At 72.2% G+C, this 19,473-nt stretch carries 21 protein-coding genes; 7 read left to right on the top strand and 14 right to left on the bottom strand.

What is annotated here, in order from left to right; genetic code table 11:
* Positions 1-124 precede the first annotated feature (124 nt).
* The 3 genes from OG490_RS15965 to OG490_RS15955 all read left to right on the top strand — a co-directional run bounded on the left by OG490_RS15965 (position 125) and on the right by OG490_RS15955 (position 1,908).
* Complete coding sequence (locus OG490_RS15965) at positions 125-478, top strand: hypothetical protein (protein ID WP_330296962.1); 354 nt, start codon at positions 125-127, stop codon at positions 476-478.
* A gap of 150 nt (positions 479-628) precedes the next feature.
* Positions 629-1,267, top strand: a complete 639-nt coding sequence (locus OG490_RS15960) for a LysE family translocator (RefSeq protein ID WP_330296961.1) — start codon at positions 629-631, stop codon at positions 1,265-1,267.
* Between the two features lie 62 nt (positions 1,268-1,329).
* Complete coding sequence (locus tag OG490_RS15955; RefSeq protein WP_330296960.1) at positions 1,330-1,908, top strand: hypothetical protein; 579 nt, start codon at positions 1,330-1,332, stop codon at positions 1,906-1,908.
* A gap of 11 nt (positions 1,909-1,919) precedes the next feature.
* On the opposite strand, the gene OG490_RS15950 is transcribed toward OG490_RS15955, so the two are convergent.
* Positions 1,920-2,690 carry an SDR family oxidoreductase gene (locus OG490_RS15950; protein ID WP_330296959.1) on the bottom strand — a complete coding sequence of 257 codons (771 nt, stop codon included), beginning with the start codon at positions 2,688-2,690 and terminating at the stop codon, positions 1,920-1,922.
* A 123-nt stretch (positions 2,691-2,813) separates the two neighbouring features.
* Here OG490_RS15950 and OG490_RS15945 point away from each other — a divergent pair, with 123 nt between their 5' ends.
* Positions 2,814-3,695 carry a sigma-70 family RNA polymerase sigma factor gene (locus OG490_RS15945; RefSeq protein ID WP_330300942.1) on the top strand — a complete coding sequence of 294 codons (882 nt, stop codon included), beginning with the start codon at positions 2,814-2,816 and terminating at the stop codon, positions 3,693-3,695.
* Positions 3,696-4,304: 609 nt separating this feature from the next.
* On the opposite strand, the gene OG490_RS15940 is transcribed toward OG490_RS15945, so the two are convergent.
* The 4 genes from OG490_RS15940 to OG490_RS15925 form a co-directional block, all read right to left on the bottom strand.
* Positions 4,305-4,517 carry a DUF6243 family protein gene (locus OG490_RS15940; RefSeq protein WP_330296958.1) on the bottom strand — a complete coding sequence of 71 codons (213 nt, stop codon included), beginning with the start codon at positions 4,515-4,517 and terminating at the stop codon, positions 4,305-4,307.
* A 170-nt stretch (positions 4,518-4,687) separates the two neighbouring features.
* Positions 4,688-5,149: a hypothetical protein gene (locus OG490_RS15935; RefSeq protein WP_330296957.1), complete on the bottom strand. Its 462-nt coding sequence runs from the start codon at positions 5,147-5,149 to the stop codon at positions 4,688-4,690.
* Positions 5,150-5,975: 826 nt separating this feature from the next.
* Complete coding sequence (locus OG490_RS15930; RefSeq protein ID WP_330296956.1) at positions 5,976-6,224, bottom strand: DUF397 domain-containing protein; 249 nt, start codon at positions 6,222-6,224, stop codon at positions 5,976-5,978.
* A complete protein-coding gene (locus OG490_RS15925) occupies positions 6,221-7,057 on the bottom strand; it encodes a helix-turn-helix domain-containing protein (protein WP_330296955.1) in 837 nt (278 codons plus the stop codon). The genes OG490_RS15930 and OG490_RS15925 overlap by 4 nt, the downstream gene beginning before the upstream one ends.
* Before the next feature lie 129 nt (positions 7,058-7,186).
* Here OG490_RS15925 and OG490_RS15920 point away from each other — a divergent pair, with 129 nt between their 5' ends.
* Positions 7,187-7,618 (top strand): ATP-binding protein, encoded by a 432-nt coding sequence (locus OG490_RS15920; RefSeq protein ID WP_330296954.1) that lies wholly within the window; start codon positions 7,187-7,189, stop codon positions 7,616-7,618.
* Here OG490_RS15920 and OG490_RS15915 read toward each other — a convergent pair.
* The 3 genes from OG490_RS15915 to OG490_RS15905 are packed head-to-tail and all read right to left on the bottom strand — an operon-like array spanning position 7,608 to position 9,228.
* Positions 7,608-8,195 carry a hypothetical protein gene (locus tag OG490_RS15915; RefSeq protein ID WP_330296953.1) on the bottom strand — a complete coding sequence of 196 codons (588 nt, stop codon included), beginning with the start codon at positions 8,193-8,195 and terminating at the stop codon, positions 7,608-7,610. The two genes, OG490_RS15920 and OG490_RS15915, sit on opposite strands and share 11 nt — an antisense overlap.
* Positions 8,192-8,449, bottom strand: coding sequence for a hypothetical protein (locus tag OG490_RS15910; protein WP_330296952.1), 258 nt, complete (start codon positions 8,447-8,449; stop codon positions 8,192-8,194). The genes OG490_RS15915 and OG490_RS15910 overlap by 4 nt, the downstream gene beginning before the upstream one ends.
* A gap of 53 nt (positions 8,450-8,502) precedes the next feature.
* A complete protein-coding gene (locus OG490_RS15905; RefSeq protein WP_330296951.1) occupies positions 8,503-9,228 on the bottom strand; it encodes a hypothetical protein in 726 nt (241 codons plus the stop codon).
* A gap of 106 nt (positions 9,229-9,334) precedes the next feature.
* Here OG490_RS15905 and OG490_RS15900 point away from each other — a divergent pair, with 106 nt between their 5' ends.
* A complete protein-coding gene (locus OG490_RS15900; RefSeq protein ID WP_330296950.1) occupies positions 9,335-9,997 on the top strand; it encodes a TetR/AcrR family transcriptional regulator in 663 nt (220 codons plus the stop codon).
* Positions 9,998-10,041: 44 nt separating this feature from the next.
* Here OG490_RS15900 and OG490_RS15895 read toward each other — a convergent pair whose 3' ends face one another.
* Positions 10,042-10,902, bottom strand: coding sequence for a TIGR03619 family F420-dependent LLM class oxidoreductase (locus tag OG490_RS15895; protein WP_330296949.1), 861 nt, complete (start codon positions 10,900-10,902; stop codon positions 10,042-10,044).
* Between the two features lie 102 nt (positions 10,903-11,004).
* On the bottom strand, positions 11,005-12,363 hold the full coding sequence (locus OG490_RS15890; protein ID WP_330296948.1) for an ADP-ribosylglycohydrolase family protein: 1,359 nt from the start codon (positions 12,361-12,363) through the stop codon (positions 11,005-11,007).
* Positions 12,364-12,652: 289 nt separating this feature from the next.
* On the opposite strand from OG490_RS15890, the gene OG490_RS15885 reads away from it, so the two are divergent.
* The gene (locus OG490_RS15885; protein WP_330296947.1) at positions 12,653-13,738 is read left to right on the top strand and encodes a tyrosine-protein phosphatase; all 1,086 of its coding nucleotides are present in this window, start codon (positions 12,653-12,655) and stop codon (positions 13,736-13,738) included.
* 80 nt (positions 13,739-13,818) lie between these two features.
* Here OG490_RS15885 and OG490_RS15880 read toward each other — a convergent pair whose 3' ends face one another.
* The 4 genes from OG490_RS15880 to OG490_RS15865 all read right to left on the bottom strand — a co-directional run bounded on the left by OG490_RS15880 (position 13,819) and on the right by OG490_RS15865 (position 19,370).
* Positions 13,819-14,235, bottom strand: a complete 417-nt coding sequence (locus tag OG490_RS15880) for a ribonuclease domain-containing protein (RefSeq protein WP_330296946.1) — start codon at positions 14,233-14,235, stop codon at positions 13,819-13,821.
* A 213-nt stretch (positions 14,236-14,448) separates the two neighbouring features.
* Positions 14,449-17,040: a bifunctional FO biosynthesis protein CofGH gene (locus OG490_RS15875; protein ID WP_330296945.1), complete on the bottom strand. Its 2,592-nt coding sequence runs from the start codon at positions 17,038-17,040 to the stop codon at positions 14,449-14,451.
* Between the two features lie 40 nt (positions 17,041-17,080).
* The gene (locus OG490_RS15870; protein ID WP_330296944.1) at positions 17,081-17,869 is read right to left on the bottom strand and encodes an SDR family oxidoreductase; all 789 of its coding nucleotides are present in this window, start codon (positions 17,867-17,869) and stop codon (positions 17,081-17,083) included.
* A gap of 295 nt (positions 17,870-18,164) precedes the next feature.
* Positions 18,165-19,370 (bottom strand): aminotransferase-like domain-containing protein, encoded by a 1,206-nt coding sequence (locus OG490_RS15865; protein WP_330296943.1) that lies wholly within the window; start codon positions 19,368-19,370, stop codon positions 18,165-18,167.
* Positions 19,371-19,473 lie beyond the last annotated feature (103 nt).

The following is a 19,473-nucleotide window of genomic DNA, read 5'->3' as shown; positions in this document are numbered from 1 at the left end:
CCCGGCCGGCTTCACCCGTCCCGGTGGAACCCCGGGCAAGTCGCCGCGGGGAGAACCGATTCGCTGCGCCCCGGTCGGCATACGGTCCGCCGTGACCCCCTCGTCGATCTTGAGGAGACCCTTCATGAAGCTTCGCAGTGCCGTCACCGCGGGCCTGGCCGGCCTGGTCCTCGCCCTGGCCGTCCCCGGCTCCGCCTTCGCCGCGACCGGCGATTTCAGCTACGCCTTCACCGACGACAAGGGCGCATCGCTGACGGTCACCCTGCACCACCCGGCCAGCGACGAGTGCATCAACCTGCCCTACGTCGGCAGCGAGTGGGTCACGCCCGGGCACTCGCCCCACAACCAGACCGACGAGTGGGTGACCGTCTACGCGGGCGCCGACTGCCAGGGCCCCGACTGGCGACTGCGCCCCCACGGCAATCAGGCCACGGACAAGCTCAAGGTCCGCTCGGTGCACTTCCACGGCCCGAACTGATCCACCGCCTGCGGTGATCCCTCGCCGCGGTCCTTCGCCGCGGCCCTCCGTCCTGGTCCCCCGCCGCGGTCCTCCGCCGGGGCGGGGGGCCGCGGCGGCCCGGGGCGAAAATGGGTTCCGCTCCCGGCGGCACCCGGGAACCATGGGGGGATGGTGTCCACAGACCGCTTGCTCGCCTTCGCCGCCATGTCGCTGCTGCTCATCGTGATCCCCGGGCCCAGCGTGCTCTTCGTCATCGGACGGGCGCTGTCCCAGGGGCGGCGGGCCGTCCTGACCACGGTGGCGGGGAACACCGCCGGGGCGTACGTGCTCGTCGTCGCCGTGGCCTTCGGCGTGGGCGCGGTGGTGGAACGCTCGGTCCTCGTCTTCACCGCGCTGAAGCTCGCGGGCGCCGCCTACCTGGTCTACCTGGGCTTCAAGGCCTTCCGGGCCCGCCACTCCCTACGGGCCGAGTTCGGCGGCGAGGGGGCCTCGTACGGGACCCTGCGCTCCCTGTGGGAGGGATTCGCCGTCGGGGCGGCCAACCCCAAGACCATCGTGTTCTTCGCCGCGGTCCTCCCGCAGTTCGTGGAGCGCGACCGGGGGCACGTGACGGCGCAGATGCTCCTCCTGGGACTGGTCTTCAACGCCATCGCCGTGGTCTGCGACAGCACCTGGGGCCTGGTCGCCGCGACCGCCCGAGGCTGGTTCGCACGCTCGCCGCGACGACTGGCCATGGTCGGCGGAGCGGGCGGACTCGCGATGATCGGCCTCGGCGTCACGGTGGCGGCGACGGGGCGCAAGGACTGAGACTGGGGGCGTGCGGGCCGATGTCCTGAGGGCCCGAACTGCCGGTCCGATCAGGGGGATTCATGCGCGCCCGTGCCCACGTACGTCGCTTACTCGCGGCGATGGCGGCCGTCACCGCCGTCACCGCTGCCACCACCGTCCTCGCCGGATGCTCGGCCGAGCCCGCATCCTCCGCGCCGAACACGCACGTGAGCTTCAAGCCCCAGCCGAGCACCCCCACGACGCCGGAACCCACGCGCACCGGCAGCGCCGTCATCCAGTGGTACGGGACCGGGGGCGTCGACCTGCTCAACAACCTGATCGCGTCGACGAGGTCGGTCCGGGGCCAGCACGAGCAGCACGCCGTGTTCATCGACTTCGCGCACGTGTCCACGGACCTCAAGGCCGCCCGCGCGGGCGGCTCCATCCCGGATGCGGAGGCGCAGAAGGCCTGGTGGAGCGCGCTCGACCGGATCGACGCGGCCACGACCGCCATCCTGGTGCGGTCGGGACTGTCCCTCCAGGAAGTCCCCGTGGGCACGACGGTCCAGTCGGAGGACGAGGCCTGGGAGGGCATCGGCCTGGCCCTGACGGACCTCAAGGACACCGAGACCCGCCTGCACGACCTGGGCTGCCTCCCCAAGGGGAAGCCCTGGGGGTAGGGCTGGGGGCTTCACGCTCCGGTGGCCCGCCGCTCCGCGAGGAATCCCTCCCAGGTCCGCTCGCCGACCAGGGCCCCCTCGAGAGTGAGGTTGTCGGCGGCGCGGTAGGCGCGGCCTGCCTTGCCCGGGATGCGCACGGGCAGCCGGGGGCGGCGCTTGCCCGCGGCCCTGAGGTGCGCGCGGCTCAGGTCGCCCAGCGCGTAGACCTTGGGTCCGACGAGGTCGGGTACGCGGCCCTGCGGCGCGCCGAGGGCCAGCTCGACGAGGCGCGCCGCCACCTCGCGGGAGTCGACGGGCTGGAACCGCAGACCGCCCGGCACGGGCACGACGGGCAGCTTGGCCATCGTCGACACGGCGGTCAGGACGAACTCGTGGAACTGGGCGGCGCGCAGCGTCGTCCACGGCACCCCCGACTCGGCCACCGCCAGCTCGGCGCCGTACTTGGCCCTGAAGTAGCCGATGGGCAGCTTGTCCGCCGCGACGACCGAGATGTACACGAAGTGGCGCACACCGGCCCGCGCGGCGGCCCGCGCCAGGTTCCGGGTGGCGACGTCGTCGCCCTTCGCCCCGCCCGCGAGGTGGAGCACCACCTCCACCCCCTCCAGGGCGGGGCCGATCCCGGCCTCTTCGCGCAGGTCGCAGGCCACGTACTCGATGCCCGGCTCGGGCTCGCGGGCGTGGCGGGTGAGCACCCGCACCTGCTGGCCGGCCCGGCGCAGCAGGGGGACGACCTGGCTGCCGAGGGTGCCGGTGCCGCCGGTGACGAGGATCGGTGCGGTCATGACTGCTCCTTCATCCGTTCGGATCGGTTCGGTTTGGTTCGGATTCATTCGTTCGATCGTTCGGTGGCGTGTGCTCGTTCGGTGATCTACTGCCTTGACCCCTGGGGAGGAAGGAACGTGACAGTGGACGACCAAGATCTTCTGGCTGCCCGGTTCGAGGAGCACCGGTCACACCTGCGGGCAGTCGCCTACCGGATGCTCGGCTCGCTCGGCGAGGCCGAGGACGCGGTCCAGGAGGGCTGGCTGCGCCTGAGCCGTACCGACGTCAGTGACGTGGAGAACCTCGGCGGCTGGCTGACGACCGTCGTGGCCCGGGTGTGCCTGAACGGGCTGCGCTCGCGCGAGACGCGGCGCGAGGACCCCCTCGACATCCGGATGCCCGACCCGGTCATCGGGCGCGAGGACGCGATCGACCCCGAGCAGGAGGTCCTGCTGGCCGACTCCGTCGGCCTGGCGCTCCTCGTCGTCCTCGAATCCCTGGCACCGGCGGAACGCCTCGCGTTCGTCCTGCACGACATGTTCGCCGTGCCCTTCGACGAGATCGCCCCGATGATCGACAAGACCCCCGTGGCGACCCGCCAACTCGCCAGCCGGGCCCGCCGCAGGGTCCAGGGCCAGGCCCCGGCCCCGGACCCCGACCTCGGCCGCCAGCGGGAGGCCGTCAACGCCTTCTTCGCGGCCACGCGCGAGGGCGACTTCGGAGCCCTGGTCGCCATCCTCCACCCGGACGTCATCCTGCGCGCCGACGGCCGCCTCGGCCGGACCCGCCGGGCGGTCGTCCTCAACGGCGCCGAATCCGTGGCCTCCCAGGCCGCCGGCTACCGCAGCCTGGCCCCGTTCGTGGTCCCCGCGCTCATCAACGGCGCGGCGGGTGTGGTGGTGATCGCCAAGGGCAAGCTGATGTCGGTCATGGCCTTCACGGTTGTGGGTGGGCTGGTGGTGGCCATCGACGTCATCACCGACCCGGAGCGGCTGGCGGGGTACGACGTGTCGGGGGTGGGCTGACCTGGGCTGCGGGGTGTTCGGTGGCTTTGACGGTCCCTGGGGGCGTCCCTCCAGTCCAGTGTCCTTCCGGGCCGGGCCGGTCCCTCAAGGGCGCTCCCTTCGGTCGCGTCGCTACGCGATGGCCTGCGGCCACCCTTGACCGACCGACCCGTCCCGGAATGCCACAAGACTTCCGGGATCCCCCCGGGGGATGGCCGGGGGGTGAGAGGGGGAGGGACGGCCGTGTCGCAGCCCCCGGGGCGGGTCCCGCCGGTCAGCCGACGTCCGGAGGGTCGGGAGAGGCCGCCTGGTCGGGGATGGGGGCGCCGGGGAGTTCGGGACATCCACCCGACACCGATCGAGGACCCTTCCCGAGCCCGTCGCCCGCCAACCCGCACGGCAGGACGACGACCAGCCCCGCGGGGTCGGGGGGCGCATCAGATCGCTACACAGTCGCGCTCGGCTTAGCGGCTGACGACCGTCTGGGGCTGAGAGGCGTCCGCCCACTACTTCGGGGGTGGCCGCCCACTACTTCGGGGGTGACTGGGGGGCCGGTACGGCGGCAGGGCCCGGATCACCGCGATGTGCGGTGGTCCGGGCCCTGCCCTGTGTCGTGCGGTGTCGCTCGGGTTAGCTCTGCGTGGTGTCGTCGCTTGCCTCGGCGGCCTTCGCTGCGGCGGCCTTCTCGCGCATCTTGCGCACCAGCTCGGCCTTCTGGTCGGCCGCACCCTGGCGGTCGAGGTTGCGGTGCGGGCCGTTGTTCTGGCGTTCGGCGCGGGACTGCCTCTTGCGGGTGCCGCCGCCCTGGCCCACGGGGTTGTTGATGTTCTTGCTGTCGGTCACGGGTTCTCCCGGTTAATGATGTGAAGTGATCTACGGATTCGTCGGTGGGGGACGGGCGGCGACGTCGAAGGACGTCAGCGGGGGCCCATCACGCGCTCACTCGTAAACCGGCGTCTGGAAGAACATGACAAAGACGTTACCCGTTCCCGTCGGACTCGCACACCAACCCGTTACGGGACAACCTTGAGGGGCGGCTCGGCCGCCTTGGCCTCGGGGTCGAGCTGGTCGCCGTAACCGGCCTCGGTCCAGACGTAGTGGCGGAACTGTTCCGGGGCCAGCACGCCCGCGAAGGGGACGCCACGGGGGAAGAAGACGCCTTCGCACGTCGAGCAGTAGCGGGCGGTGGCGATGATCTCCGCCGCCCGAGGCCGGCCGGCCTGCGCGCGTCGTTTGTCCTTGCCCTCACTGCGGACGAGGGCGATCGTCCCCACGACGATGAGCACCGCAACGACCAGACCCACCGGAATCAACCACGGCCAGCCCCGGTCGTCGGCGTAGTACTTGCCGGCCCCGGCGGCCATCGCGGCAATGATGATGCCCTCGATGAAGTGCATGCAGCCGTCGCCGGTGTGGTTCGGCCCGGACGCGAGCTTGCTCGCCAGGCGCCCCTTGTGCGGCCCACCGGCCGCCACGTTGTCCGTCGTCCGACAGACAGGACACATCACAGGACCGCCGCCGCCGCTCCCCATACCCACACCCACGTAATCGCCCTCCACAAGCCCCCCAGCCGTCGCACCCCTCGGCGCGGAAGGCTACCCGCCCCCACAGACAGTCTCATCGCCGCCGAGAACGGTCTGAGCGTCCGTGGGGACGCCTTGACCGTCCCCATGGACGATCTGTCCGCGCCATGGACGCTCAGATCGTCCTCACGGGCGGCCTGATCGTCCTCATGGACGGTCTCATCGTCCTCACGGACGGCCTGACCGTCCCCACGGCCGGTCTGATCGTCGCTAGACGACGTCAGCCGCCCCCTAAGCGCGTGCGGCCTATGTCCAGCCCCGGACGGTCGTCAGTCGCTAAGCCGAGCGGCAGTGCGTAGCGATCTGATGCGCCCCCTGACCCTGCGGGGCTGGTGGTCGTCTTCTCGTGCGGGTTGGCGGGCGACGGGCTCGGGAAGGGTCCTCGATCGGTGTCGGGTGGGTGTCCCGAACTTCCCGCGCCCCCGAACCGGACCAGGCGGGCGGCTCCCGGCCGTCCGGACGTCGGCTGGCCGGCGGGACCCGCCCCGGGGGCTGCGACACGGCCGCCCCTCCGTATATGACCCCCCGGCCATCCCCCGGGGGGATCCCGGAAGTCTTGTGGCATTCCGGGACGGGTCGGTCGGTCAAGGGTGGCCGCAGGCCATCGCGTAGCGACGCGACCGAAGGGAGCGCCCTTGAGGGACCGGCCCGGCCCGGAAGGACACTGGACTGGAGGGACGCCCCCAGGGACTGTCGAAGCCGCCGAACACCCCGCAGCTCAGGCCGTTCCCGTGACCCCGCCCACGAACGCAGCCCAGGACTCGGGCGCCACCGACAGTTCCGGTCCCGCCGTCACCTTCGAGTCCCGGATGTGCACGGAGTCGGCGCAGTTGGCCACCTCGACGCAGTTGTCGCCCTCGCTGCTGCTGTACGTCGACTTGTGCCAGGAGAGGGCGACTTCGACGCAGTTGTCGCCGTCGCCGCTGCTGTAACTGCTCTTGAACCACCGCAACCGGGAGCTGTTCACAGAGTTCCTCGCATTCGCATCAACAGGCCCGCACTGTCCGCGGGATTGAGGGCCTGGATGCGAAGTTTGGCATACCGCTGGTGGAGGTCGCTGACGTCTTTCGGGTCAGAGATGACCTGGCCCAGTTTCTGGGTCTCGCTGTAGCCCTGCCACTCGTGTTCCTGAGTTTCCAGGAGGCAGAAGGGGCCGCCTGTGCCAGCGTGTTCCGGGCTGGCGGTCGGCATGATCTGCAGGTCCACATTGGGCAGCTTCCCCATCTCCAGCAGGTGATCGATCAGCTCGCGCGTCACCTCCGGTCCGCCCGTCTGCCGCTCGATCACCGACTGCTCGATGATGAAGCTGAAAGCGACGTACGGGGTCTTGAGGAGCACTGCCTGCCGGGTCAGGCGGAAGATGATGCGCGCCTCCACCTGTTCCGGGGTCGGCAAGGGCGGGACGTCCCTGATCTGAGCCCGTGCGTAGGCCTCCGTCTGCAACAAGCCAGGAATGGACCTGCACTCGTACGTATTGAGGGCGACCGCGTCCTCCTCCAGCTCCGCCCACCGCCGGAACCACTTCGCCAGCCCCCGCCTCCGTGTCAGCTGCCTCGCAGCGATGCGGATGACTCCGAAGGCATCCAGTACCTCCTCCACCCGGTCCACGAACCGCGTGGACGGATGGCGGCGGCCCTGTTCCACCGAGCCGATGTACTGGACCGAGTAGCGGATGAGCGGGTGGAGTTGTTCCTGGGTCAGTCCGGCTCGTTTCCTGAAGGCTTTGACGGTCTCGCCGAAGTTCCGGAGGTCGGCGTCGGGCTCGACCTCGTTGTCACCGCTGTCATCGACACTCGCCATGGAGGTCACCTCCCCGGCAACCAGACTTACGGACGGTGACCGAAACTGTCCAGACAGTCAACTCGTACAGTTGAAAAGTAGCGGTCGCCTTGCTGGGGAACACCCCTCCCCACCCGGGACGTTGATCCCATGACCACTCCCTCAGCCCCCGCCCCGTCCCCCCAATCCCTCGCACGCACGTTCACGCAGCGTTTCACCTCCACCCGCCGCGGTGCCCGCCTGGCCCGCCAGTTGACCCTCGTGGAGCTGCACGGCTGGGGGATCCCCGACCGCACCAGCCTCTCCGAGGACGCCGGGCTGCTCGTCGCCGAGCTGGCGGCCAATGCCGTCGCCCACGGGCGGGTCCCCGGGCGGGACTTCGAGCTGCGGATCGCGCTGCTCCCCGGCGCGCTCCGGATCGAGGTCTCCGACGCCCGCCGGGACCGGCGCCCCACCGTGCGGCCGCACGAGTACGGGGCCGAAGGGGGCTACGGGATGCGGATCGTGGAGGCCGTCGCCGCCGACTGGGGGGTCCGGGACCGGGTGATCGGGAAGACGGTCTGGGCGGAGCTCAAGGCGTAGCGGGTCGGTCGGGCCCGCCTGCCCCGTCGCGCCAGCGCGGAGCCTCGTCGTCCGGGGTTCCGGGGCTCGCGAAGTGGAAGGGGACGCCCAGGTGCTCCGCCAGGGCGGTGCCCGCGCGGGTGGCTGCCGCCGCGTGCGGGTCCAGGGCGCCGGCGTCGGCCTCGGAATCCTCGAGGGCGCGCAGCCCCGTACGCCAGTAGACCGTGGCCAGTTCGTAGTCCGTGGGCGGGTCTTCGGTGACGGCCAGCAGCAGGACGAACCAGTCGTGGACGGTGTCCCCGTCCCAGACGGCCTCGATCGCGGCCACCCGGCCCGGGGCGCCGGAGGCGCGGGCGGCCAGGGACTCCAGGTCGAGGGGGGAGTCGGGGGTGAGGGCCACGCGGTCGCCGAGGGCCTCGTAGCGGGTGTGGACGAGTTCCTGGGCTTCGTTCAGGCCCAGGCCGTGGGCGCGGCCCGCCTGCCAGACCGTGCGGACCGCGTACATCCGGCGGTCCTGGAGGACGTACCCGTCGACCTGGCGGCGGATGCCCTCCGGGAGGCTCTCCCACCAGCCGGTCCAGTCGATCGTGTTGGTCATGCGGAGGTCTCCGATGGGTCCGGGACGAAGAGGCTGACCTGGTACGTCGTCGGGGCGACCAGGCGGCCGCAGAACATGTCTATGCGCAGCAGTTCAAGGTCGGTGACGACGCCCTCCGCATGCAGGCGGCGGACGTGCGCCTTCAGCTCCGCGTGGTCACCCGTCGAGAACAGCGGTTCCCAGCGGCCCGGCGTGTTCGCCGTCCGCCGGTGGGCACGCTCCCTGCTGCGTTTGCGCTTGCGCTGTCCCGGCATGGCTGCATTCTCGGGGTGCGCGCAGCTCCGTAGCCAGCGGATTTACTCCACCCTCAGACCATTGCCCGGCCGCCTCGCGCCGGCCGACCCACCCGCCCCGGGAGTCCGGCAATGGCGCAGGCGGCGCCGAGGGCGAACCCGTAGGCGGAGACCAGGCCGTGGCCGTTGGACTGGGCGAACCAGAGGGTCAGGCCGAGTGCGGGTACTGCGAGCGCGAGCAGCGCGTCCTTGGTGCCTGCCGTGGTGCCTGTCCTGGTGCGAGCCTTTGCGCCGCCGGACCGCAGGACGTGCAGCAACAGGGCCGCGGCGAGGGTGGCTCCGAGGAAGTAGGTGGCTCCGGAGCTGCCGGCGAAGTTGCGGGGGTCGGTGCTGTGGTGGCCGCCCAGGCCGAACAGGGCGTCCAGGTGCTCCGGGAGGAGGATGCCGGCCAGGAACAGGCCGAGCATGACGGGGCCGCCCCAGAGCCATTCCGCGAGGGCGGCGATGACGGCGAGGGTGGCGATGTTCCACGCGCCCCCGAGGAGACCGCCGTTCTGCATGAAGACCGAGGTGAGGACCCGCCACCAGCCCGATTTGGCGGGGTCGCTGTCGAAGGCGTCCATCGCGCCGGACCAGAGGAACTGGACTGCCACCGCGGTGAGCGCGAGCGTGGTCAGGCCCACTGCCGCCCAGGGGATGCGGCGTTGGCGCAGGGTGTCTTCGCCGAGCAGGGCCAGGCCGCCCTTGAACATCAGCACCATCAGTCCCGCCGTGGTCGCGTTGAAGATCAGCGTCTCCATCGCCACCACCCCCCTTCGACCCCTGTCCGGTTGCTTGCAGGGCTGAGCGTAGCCCGGGGACCGGCAAATTCAAACAGTGTTAGAAAACTGGCGTAGGATGACTCCCATGAAGCTGACGGAGGAGCGGATCGTCGAGGCGGGCATGGCGGTCTTCGCCGAGTCCGGGTACCACGGCCTGTCCATGCGGCGGGTGGCACAGCGGCTCGACGCGCAGGCGGGGAGCCTCTACTACCACGTGCCCAGCAAGAGCGCCCTGGTCCAGCTGATGGCGGACCGGGTCGCCCGGCAGGCCTACGAGGCGGGCACCCGGGCCCTGGAGGCCCTGGAAGACCAGGAAGACCAGGCGGACTTGGACGCGCGGGCCGGGTGGCAGGAGCGGGTCGAGGCACAGCTCGTCACCTTGCGCCGGAGCATCCGGCTCCATATGGGCGGGGCGGTGATGTTCGCCGACAGCCCGAAGGTGCTCAGCGCCGGGGCGCTGTCCCTGATGGAGCGGCTACTGGAGACCCTGCGGGCGGCGGGGGTGCCCGAGGAGCACTGCGGGGTCGCGGCCGACGCGCTGCTCAGCCACGTCACGGGATTCGTCCTCCAGGAGCAGAGCCAATCGCCCGCCGTCGCCATCGGCGCCGAGGAAGCCGCCGCTCTGCGGGAGAGGTTCCCGCTGACCGTGGCCGCGGCGGCCGCCTTCGACGAGGACGAGAAGTTCCTGCGCAGCGTGCGGCTGCTGTGCGCGGGGATCGGGACCCTCGTCCCGCCGGCGGAGGCCTAGACGCCTAGAGGCCTAGAGCCCTAGCGGCCTAGAGCCCTAGACGCCTAGAGGTACTGCGCGAAGTCGTCCAGGACGCGGAGGATCTCCGGTTCGGTCTCCGAGGGGAGTTGGAGGACGACCTCCTCGATGCCCAGGTCCGCGTAGTGGGTCATCTTGCCCGGGGTGGGCTGGACGGCGTACGGGACCACTTGGAGGGATTTGGGGTCGCGGCCCGCGGCCTCCCAGACCTGGCGCAGGACGGGCATGGATTCCGTCAGGCCGCCGCCGCCGATCGGGAGCCAGCCGTCGGTGTGGTCGGCGATCGCGGCGAAGAGCTTCGGGCCGGCCTGGCCGCCGATCAGGGTGCGGGGGCCGTGCAGGGGTGCGCCCGGGGCGAGTTCGCGCGGGGACTGGACCGGCTTGGGGTGGGCGGAGCTGGCCTGGACGGAGGAGAACTGGCCCACGTACGCCGTGGGTTCCGGGGACCACAGGGCCCGCATCAACGCCATGCGGTCGCGGACCAGTTCGCGGCGGCTGCGCCACTCGACCCCGTGGTCGGCGGCCTCTTCGACGTTCCACCCGTAGCCGATCCCGAGGGTGAAGCGGCCGCCGGACAGGTGGTCGAGGGTCGCGATCTGCTTCGCGAGGTCGATGGGGTCGTGCTGGGCGACGAGGGTGATGCCGGTGCCGAGGTGGAGCCGCTCGGTCACGGCGGAGGCCTGGCCCAGGGCCACGAAGGGGTCCAGCGTGCGCCCGTACATCTCGGGGAGCTCGCCGCCCATGGGCGCGGCGGTCACGCGGCTGACCGGGATGTGGGTGTGCTCCGGGAGGTAGAGACCGGAGAAGCCGCGCTCTTCGAGGGCGCGGGCGAGGCGTACGGGAGAGATGGTGCGATCGGTGAGGAAGACGGTCGTGGCGATCCGCATGTGCTGACACCTCCGAGACGTGGGAGGGCCAAGGTACGGCTTCGCGCGCGCGGACGGCAGGGGCGCGCGTCGGCCACGGCGGGGCCGGCCGCCCGACCCCTGCTACCCCCGCGGGTAGCGCGCCAGCCAGCCCGGGGAGGAGAGTGTCGGGCCGTGCAGGGCGGGGCCCTGGGTCATCTCCAGGGCGAAGTCGTCGGCGAGTTCCAGGATTGTGGCGCGGCCTTCGAGTTCCGCGAGCCAGGCCGCCGGGAGGGCGGTCTCGCCGTGCTGGGCGCCGAGCAGGGCCCCGCACAGGGTGCCGGTGGCGGTGGAGTCCCCGCCGTGGTTCACGGCGAGGCGCAGGCCGTGCGCCAGGTTCTCGGCGACGAGGGCGCAGTACACGGCGACGGCGAGGGCGTCCTCGGCGCCCTGTCCTTTGCCGGTGGACAGGGCTTCGCCGGTGGACAGGGCCTCGACGGTCCTCGGCGAGGGGGCGCCGAGGGTGACGGCACCCACTGCCCGCTGCAGGGCGTCCGTGACGGGCTGGTGGCCGGGGCGGGTGCCGAGCAGGCCGAGGGTGCGCTGGACGGCGGTGTCGAGGGATTCGCCGCGGGTCAGGCCGTGGACGATGACGGCGAGGGCCCCGGCCGAGAGGTACGCGGTGGGGTGGCCGTGGCTCTGCGCGGCGCATTCGACGGAGAGCTGGAGGACGAGGGCCGGTTCCCAGCCGACCAGCAGTCCGAAGGGCGCGGAGCGGGCCGCGGCGGCGGCGTCGCGGGCGGTGGGGTTCTTGGGGTGTTCCAGGGTTCCGAGGACCCCGTCGGCGAATCCGGTGAGGCAGGAGCGGTCGGGGGCGCGGCGGGCGTAGAGCCATTCCTCCTGCGCGAGCCAGCCGTTGTCCGCCCGGCGCTCGTCGGGGCCCCAGTCGTGCTGGGTGGCCGCCCAGCGCAGGTACGCGCGCTGGACGTCGGTCGGCGGGTGCCAGGCGCCGGTGTCGCGGCGCACGTGGGCCCGTATCAGCCCGTCCACGGTGAACAGGGCGAGCTGGGTGGCGGCCGTGACCCTCCCGCGGCGGCCGGGGGTACGACCGGGGGCGCTGGGGGCACTCGGGGCACTGGCGGCGTGGCCGGGGACGCCTTGGCCGGGGACGCCTTGGCCGGGGGCCGGGGCGGGCTCGGTCAGGCCGGCCGGGCCGTACGCCTCGAGGATCCCGTCGAGGGAGAGGCCGGCCGCGGGGGCGCCGAGGGCGTCGCCGAGGGCGGATCCGAGGAGGGCGCCCCGGACGCGGCTGCGGAAGTCCTGCTGCTCGGCGCGGCCCCACAGGGCGGCGGTGGCGGCGGGGCCGGGCGTCGCCACCTGGGGCTCGGCCCTGTCGGCCGGGCCCTGCTGCCTCGCGGCCGTCTGTTCCCCGGACGCGTCCGTCGCCGTGTCCGTCGCCGTGTCCGTCGCCGTTTCCGTCGCCGTTTCCGTCGCCGTGTCCATTGATCCCCCTGGCCTGCCCGCGCATGCTCTGGCGCGCACTGTAGTGGACAGGGTCGGTCGGACCCGGAAGCAGTCGGTCACGCGGCCCGTATGTAAGTGGACAACGGCCTGAAATCGACGGCGGAACCAGGCCCATGGCCCGGCCGGTGCCCCGCCCGCTTCTTCCCTGCTTGGCTCGAATCAATCGAAGGGCGTCTGATGGCACGTTTTGCCAGTCGCCTTGCGACCGGCCGGTCCAGGCCATGCCCTGTTCACGCTGCGTTGTCCCGGGGCCAACAGCCTCATGGACATGAAGAAGGCACTCCTCGCCGCGACCGTCGTCGCCTCCACGCTCACCGCCGCCCTGGTCGCGGCCCCCGCCGCCAACGCCGCCTCCGGGTGGGACCTCCCCTGGGCCGGCCAGCACCACGGCAACTCCGCCATCCCCTTCACCGAGGCCACCGTCACCGCCGGTGCCGACGGCTCGTACACGCTGAAGTGGAGCGCCAAGGGCACCAAGCGCGTCGAGATCAAGGCGAACGGCAAGGTCGTCGCCAAGGGCGGCGCCCAGGGCCAGGCCGTGGTCACGGGGCTGCCCGCCGCCGACCGCCAGTGGTTCGACTTCAAGCCCCAGCGCGGCGAGGGCCTGCGCCTGGCCGACCGGCTGATCAAGCTGGAGGGCACCGCCAACTTCCGTGACGCGGGCGGCTACCGCACCACCAACGGCCAGTGGGTCAAGATGGGCGAGATCTACCGCTCCGACGCCCTCAACAAGCTGACCGACAACGACCTCGCCAAGCTCCAGCGCCTGCGGGTCAAGACGGTCTTCGACCTCCGCATGGAGAGCGAGCGCACCAAGGACGCCGACAAGGTCCCGGCCGGCGCCAAGTACGTCGTCGCCGACGTCTTCGCGGGCTCCGGGTCCTTCCAGGCCATGCCGAAGTCCCCCGACGAGGCCGTCAAGGCCATGGTCGACGCCGAGAAGGCCATGGTCTCCGGCGAGGGCGGCAAGAAGGCCTACACCCAGGTCTTCGAGGGCATCGAGCGCGACCGCGACCGCGCCGTCCTCTTCCACTGCACCGCGGGCAAGGACCGCACGGGCTGGGCCAACGCCTCCCTGCTGACCGCCCTCGGCGTGCCGAGCGAGACCGTGATGGCCGACTACCTGGCCAGCAACGACTACCGCAAGGCCACCAACGACGCGGTCCTCTCGCACCTGCCGGCCGCCCAGGCAGCCGTCTACAAGCCGATGCTCGACGTCCGCCCGGAGTACCTCAACGCCGGGTACGACGAGGTCAAGGCCAAGTACGGCACCTTCGACAACTACCTGAAGAGCGGCCTGGGCGTCGACGCCCGCGAGCTGAAGCAGCTGAAGAAGGACCTGCTGGTCGGCTGAGCCCGATCCGTGAACGCGTGAGCCCGGCCGGGGAGTTCCCGGCCGGGCTCGGCGGCGTTCAGTGGTTCATTGGCCGGGGTTCAGCAGCCGAAGTTCACCAGGCGGAACGAGGCGTAGTGGTCGGCGGTGTAGTAGTCCTCGTCCACCCGCTGCCCCGTGATGATCCGGCGCGCCCCGCGCGTCGGCGAGCCCGGGGTGATGACCGTGTACTCGTGGTAGTAGCCGGTGCTGTGGCTCGGCAGGATCCCCTCCCGGTTCTGGAAGACGACCCCGTCCTGGGAGTACGGGAACGGGCCGCCCTGGTCGATGAGGTCCAGGGTGTCGTGCGCCTGCGAGGGCAGCGCCGAGTAGCAGATGCTGCCGACCGCGGTCACGGAGGCGGCGGAGGCGGGAGCGGTGGAGGGGGCGGAGACGGCGTGGGCGGCCGGTCCCGCGAAGAGGGTGGCGGCGACGGCTACGGCGCCACCGAAGGCTGCGATGCGTGGGGGAATCCTCATGCGGCCCATGATGACGCGCGTAGAGCGGCGCCCGTCAACGCCAACTCTCTTGATTTTCCCGCCTGTTCACCGCACCCCTATCTGCGGGTACGCGACCGTCGCCGAGCCGTAAGCCGCCGGAAACCTGAAACGGTCCGCGGCCGGTCCGGGGTCCGTGCACGACCCCCGACCGACCCGGACCGTCCCCGGACCGACCCCGGTCCGTCCTCGGAACTACTCGGCCAGCGGCAGCAGTTCGGGCAGGTGCCCGTCCGAGGCGCGCGCCGCGTCCTGGCGCTCCTGCGGCACCTCCCCGTACAGCGTCGTACGGGCCTTCGCGGGCCGGCCGGCCGCGTCGGCGACGGCGATCAGGTCCTGCACCGACTTGTACGAGCCGTAACTGGAGCCCGCCATCCGCGAGATGGTCTCCTCCATCAGCGTCCCGCCCAGGTCGTTGGCCCCGGAGCGCAGCATCTCGGCCGCGCCCTCCGAGCCCAGCTTCACCCAGCTGGTCTGGATGTTGGTGATGTGCGGGTGGAGGAGGATCCGGGCCATCGCCGTGACCGCCCGGTTGTCGCGGACCGTGGGGCCCGGGCGGGCGATGCCCGCCAGGTACACCGGCGCGTTGGTGTGGATGAAGGGCAGGGTCACGAACTCCGTGAAGCCCTCCACGCCCTTCTCCCGAGCGGCCTGCTGCATGCGGGCCAGGGTGCGGAAGTGGCCCAGCCAGTGCCGGGGCTGGTCCACGTGCCCGTACATCATGGTCGAGGAGGAGCGGATGCCCAGCTCGTGCGCCGTGGAGACCACGTCGATCCAGTCGGCCGTCGGCAGTTTGCCCTTGGTCAGCACCCAGCGGACCTCGTCGTCCAGGATCTCCGCCGCCGTGCCCGGAATGGAGTCCAGACCGGCCTCCTTGGCCGCCGTCAGCCAGTCCCGTACCGACATCCCGGTGCGGGTCGCGCCGTTGACCACCTCCATCGGGGAGAAGGCGTGCACGTGCATGCCGGGCACCCGCTCCTTGACCGCCCGCGCGATGTCGAAGTAGGCCGTCCCGGGCAGGTCCGGGTGGATGCCGCCCTGCATGCACACCTCCACCGCGCCCACGTCCCAGGCCTGCGCGGCCCGGTCGGCGACCTGGTCGAGGGAGAGGGTGTACGCGTCCGCGTCGGTGCGGCGCTGCGCGAAGGCGCAGAAACGGCAGCCGGTGTAGCAGACGTTGGTGAAGTTGATGTTGCGCGTGACGATGTAGGTGACGTCCTCGCCGACCACGGATTTCCGCAGGTCGTCGGCGATCTTGCAGAGCGCGTCCAGTGCCGGGCCGTCCGCGTGCAGCAGGGCCAGCGCCTGGTCGTCGGTGAGCTTCGTCGGGTCGTCGGCGGCCTGGGCGAGGGCCTCCCGTACGTCCGTGTCGATGCGCTGCGGCACCATTCCGGGCGCCGCGGCCTCGCGCAGGGCCTCCCAGTCGCCGTAGACCTCGTCGAAGTCCTCGCGGCGGTCGCCGGTACGGCCCTGCGTGTCGATGGTGGTGTGCAGATCGGTGCGCCCGTACGCGGTGAACCCCTCGTCGGGCTCCTGCCAGGGCCGGCCCTCGACCGTCGCGGACTCGTCCGCCAGGCCCGTCTCCGCGTCGGCCAGCGCGCGCACGTGCGGCAGCAGCCGGGGGTCCAGCCAGGGCTCGCCGCGGCGCAGGAACTCCGGGTAGATCGTGAGGCGTTCGCGCAGCTCGAACCCGGCGGCGGCGGTCCGCGCGGCCAGTTCCTCGATGTGCGGCCAGGGGCGCTCGGGGTTCACATGGTCGGGGGTGAGCGGGGAGACCCCGCCCCAGTCGTCGATGCCGGCGCCGATGAGGAGCGCGTACTCGGAGTCCACGAGGTTCGGCGGAGCCTGGATGCGGGCGGAGGGGCCGAGGATGTGGCGGGCCACCGCGATGGCCGCCGCCAGCTCCTCCAGCTCGGCGTCGGGCATCGCGCGCATGGCCGTGTCCGGCTTGGCGCGGAAGTTCTGGACGATGACTTCCTGGATGCCGTGGTAGCTGCGCTGGATCCGGCGCAGCTCGAAGAAGGCGTCCGCGCGCTCCTCGTAGGACTCGCCGATGCCGATCAGCACCCCGGTGGTGAAGGGGACGTTGGAGCGGCCCGCGTCCTCCAGGACGCGCAGCCGGACCGCCGGCTCCTTGTCGGGGGAGCCGTGGTGCGGGCCGCCGGGCTCGGACCACAGGCGGGTGGCGGTGGTCTCCAGCATCATCCCCATCGACGGGGCCACGGGCTTGAGCCGCTGGAGCTCCGACCAGGACAGCACGCCGGGGTTGAGGTGGGGGAGCAGCCCCGTCTCCTCCAGGACGCGGATGGCCATGGCGCGCACGTAGGCGAGGGTGTCGTCGTAGCCGTGCGCGTCGAGCCACTCGCGGGCCTCGGGCCAGCGGTCCTCGGGCCGGTCCCCGAGCGTGAACAGGGCCTCCTTGCAGCCCATGGCCGCTCCCTTGCGGGCGATGTCGAGGACTTCGTCGGGGGAGAGGTACATCCCGTGGCCGTCCCGGCGGAGCTTGCCCGGGACGGTGACGAAGGTGCAGTAGTGGCACTTGTCCCGGCAGAGCCGGGTGAGGGGGATGAACACCTTGCGCGAGTACGTGATGACGCCGGGGCGGCCGGCGGCTTCGAGTCCGGAGTCCCGTACCCGGGCGGCGGAGGCGGCGAGGTCCTTCAGGTCCTCGCCGCGCGCCTGTAGGAGTACGGCCGCCTCGGTCGCGTCGAGCGCGACGCCGTCGCGGGCGCGGCGGAGCGCGCGGCGCATCGAGTTCTCGGTCGGAGCGTCACTCGGAGTGGTCATGGGCCGAGCATACGATCCGCCCGCGCGGGCACGGAGGGGCTCATCGCATCAGCTCACCGGCGTTGACCAGCAGCGACTGGCCGGTTATCGCCCGCGCCCGGTCGGAGGCGAGGAAGACGGCGGCGTCGGCGACGTCCCCGTCGGTGGCCAGGTCCGGCAGCGCCATGCGGTCGGTGAGCCGCGCGTGGACCTCGGCCTCGGGGACGCCCTCGGTGTGCGCGGTGAAGGTGACGAAGGCCTGTACCGGCGGGCCCCACATCCAGCCGGGGAGCACGGTGTTGACGCGGATGCGGTGCGGGCCGAGCTCGCGGGCCATGGAGTACATCGCGGAGGTCAGGGCGCCCTTGGAGGCGGCGTAGGCGGCCTGCTGCACCTCGTTGGGCGAGGCGATGGCGGACTGCGTGCCGATGATGACGACGGAGCCGCCGGTGCGCTTGAGGGCGGGCAGGCAGGCGCGGGTCATGCGCAGGGTGCCGAGCAGGTTCACGTCGAGGATCTGCTGCCAGGTGCCGAAGTCGGCGTCTTCGAGGCCGCCGAAGTACGAGTCCCAGGCCGCGACGTGGACCACGGCGTCGACCCCGCCGAAGCGCTCCTGGGCCAGGGCGGCGAGGGCCTCGCACTGGCGCTCGTCGGAGATGTCGGTCGGCAGGTACGCGGTGTGCGTGCCGTCGGGGTCGATCTCGGCGGCGGACTTGGCGAGGTTCGCCTCGGTGCGCGCCCCGAGCACGGCGTTGCCGCCGTCGCGGACGACGGTGGCGGCCACCTGGTGGCCGAGCCCGGCGCCCACGCCGGAGACGATGACGGTCTTGCCCTGCAGCAGCGGCGACAAGGTGTGCCTCCTGACGGCCCGATGAATCTGACGGTGCGTCAGGCTACGGCGCGGGGCGCGGGGAGGGAAGGGGCGGGACCGGGTGCGTGGTCCGGGTGCGTGGTCCGGCGCGCCGCCGTTGCCGGGGACCAGCCCCCGGACCCCCGCGCCTCAAACGCCGGCGGGGCTGGATTTGCCAGGCGGGGCCGAGTTTGCCCGCAGGGCAATTTCAGCCCCTCCGGCGTTTGAGGAGCGGGGTCTGGGGCGGAGCCCCAGGGAACGGTGGAAGGGTGGGTCGGGGACGGCCCCCGCAGGGTCAGGCCCCCGCCAGGCGGCGCAGGCCCTCCGCGATCTCCGCACCCGTATGCGTCGTGAACGACAGCCGCAGGGTCCGCGGGTCCGGGGCTCCGGCGTAGAAGGGGGCTCCGGGGACGAAGGCGACACCCCGAGACGTGGCCGCGCGGAGCAGGGCCGTCGCGTCGTGGCCCTCGGGGAGCCGGGCCCAGACGAACATGCCGCCCTCCGGGCGGTTCCACGTCGAGCCCGCCGGAAGGGCCGAGGGCAGGCCGGACAGCAGCGCGTCCCGCCGGACCCGGTACGCGTCCCGGACCCGGGAGACATGGGCGTCCAGGTCCGCCGTACGCAAGTACTCCGCCGCCGCGAGCTGGTCCACCGTCGAGGTGTGCAGGTCCGCCGCCTGCTTCGCGAGCACCGCCGCGCGCAGCAGGGCCGCCGGGGCGCGCAGCCAGCCCAGGCGCAGCCCGGGGGCCATCACCTTGGAGAAGCTGCCGAGCAGGGCCGTGCGGTCCTCCGCTCCGGGGTGGGCGGCGAGCCAGGGGATGTCGGAGCCCTCGTAGCGCAGGTCCCCGTACGGGTCGTCCTCCAGGAGCCACAGTCCGAGCCGGGCGGCCGTCTCCGCGACCGCCTCGCGGCGGGCGGCGGGGAGGGTGCGGCCGGTCGGGTTCTGGAAGGTGGGGACGGTGTAGAGGAGCTTGGGGCGTTCGCGCGCGACGAGCTCCTCCAGGGCGTCCGGGAGGATGCCCTCGTCGTCGCAGGGGACGGGGACCAGCCGGGCGCCGGCGAGGGTGAACCCCTGGAGCGCGGCCAGGTAGGTGGGGTTCTCGACCAGCACGGTGTCGCCCGGCTCGATCAGCGCGGTGGTGATCAGGCCGAGCCCCTGCTGCGAGCCGGTGGTGATCAGGACCTCGTCCGCGCTGGTGGCGAGGCCGCGCCGGGAGAGCCGGGCGGCCACCGTGGCGCGCAGTTCGGGGGAGCCCTCGGTGGTGGAGTACTGGAGCGCGCGGCCGGCGGAGTGCGCGAAGGCGGCGTCGAACGCGGCGCGCAGGCCCTCGGCGTCGAAGAGTTCGGGTGCGGGCAGGCCGCCGGCGAAGGAGATCATGCCCGGCCGGGAGGTGACGGCCAGGATCTCGCGGATGGCGGACGGGGTCGTCGTGCGGACCCGGGCGGCGAGGGCGGGCGGCGGGGCGAGGGCGAGGACGGGCGCGGGCGCGGAGACGGGCACGGGAGCTCCTTCTGGAGGCGGGTGCGCGCATCGTAGTACCGGAAATGTGTAGACGGCACCTATGTATCGGATGCTGAACTGCCTTGCCCGGAACCGTCGATCG

The sequence above is a fragment of the Streptomyces sp. NBC_00503 genome, assembly GCF_036346895.1.
In the GTDB taxonomy this organism is placed as follows: Bacteria; Actinomycetota; Actinomycetes; order Streptomycetales; family Streptomycetaceae; genus Streptomyces.
This window is presented reverse-complemented; position numbering and strand designations above follow the sequence as displayed.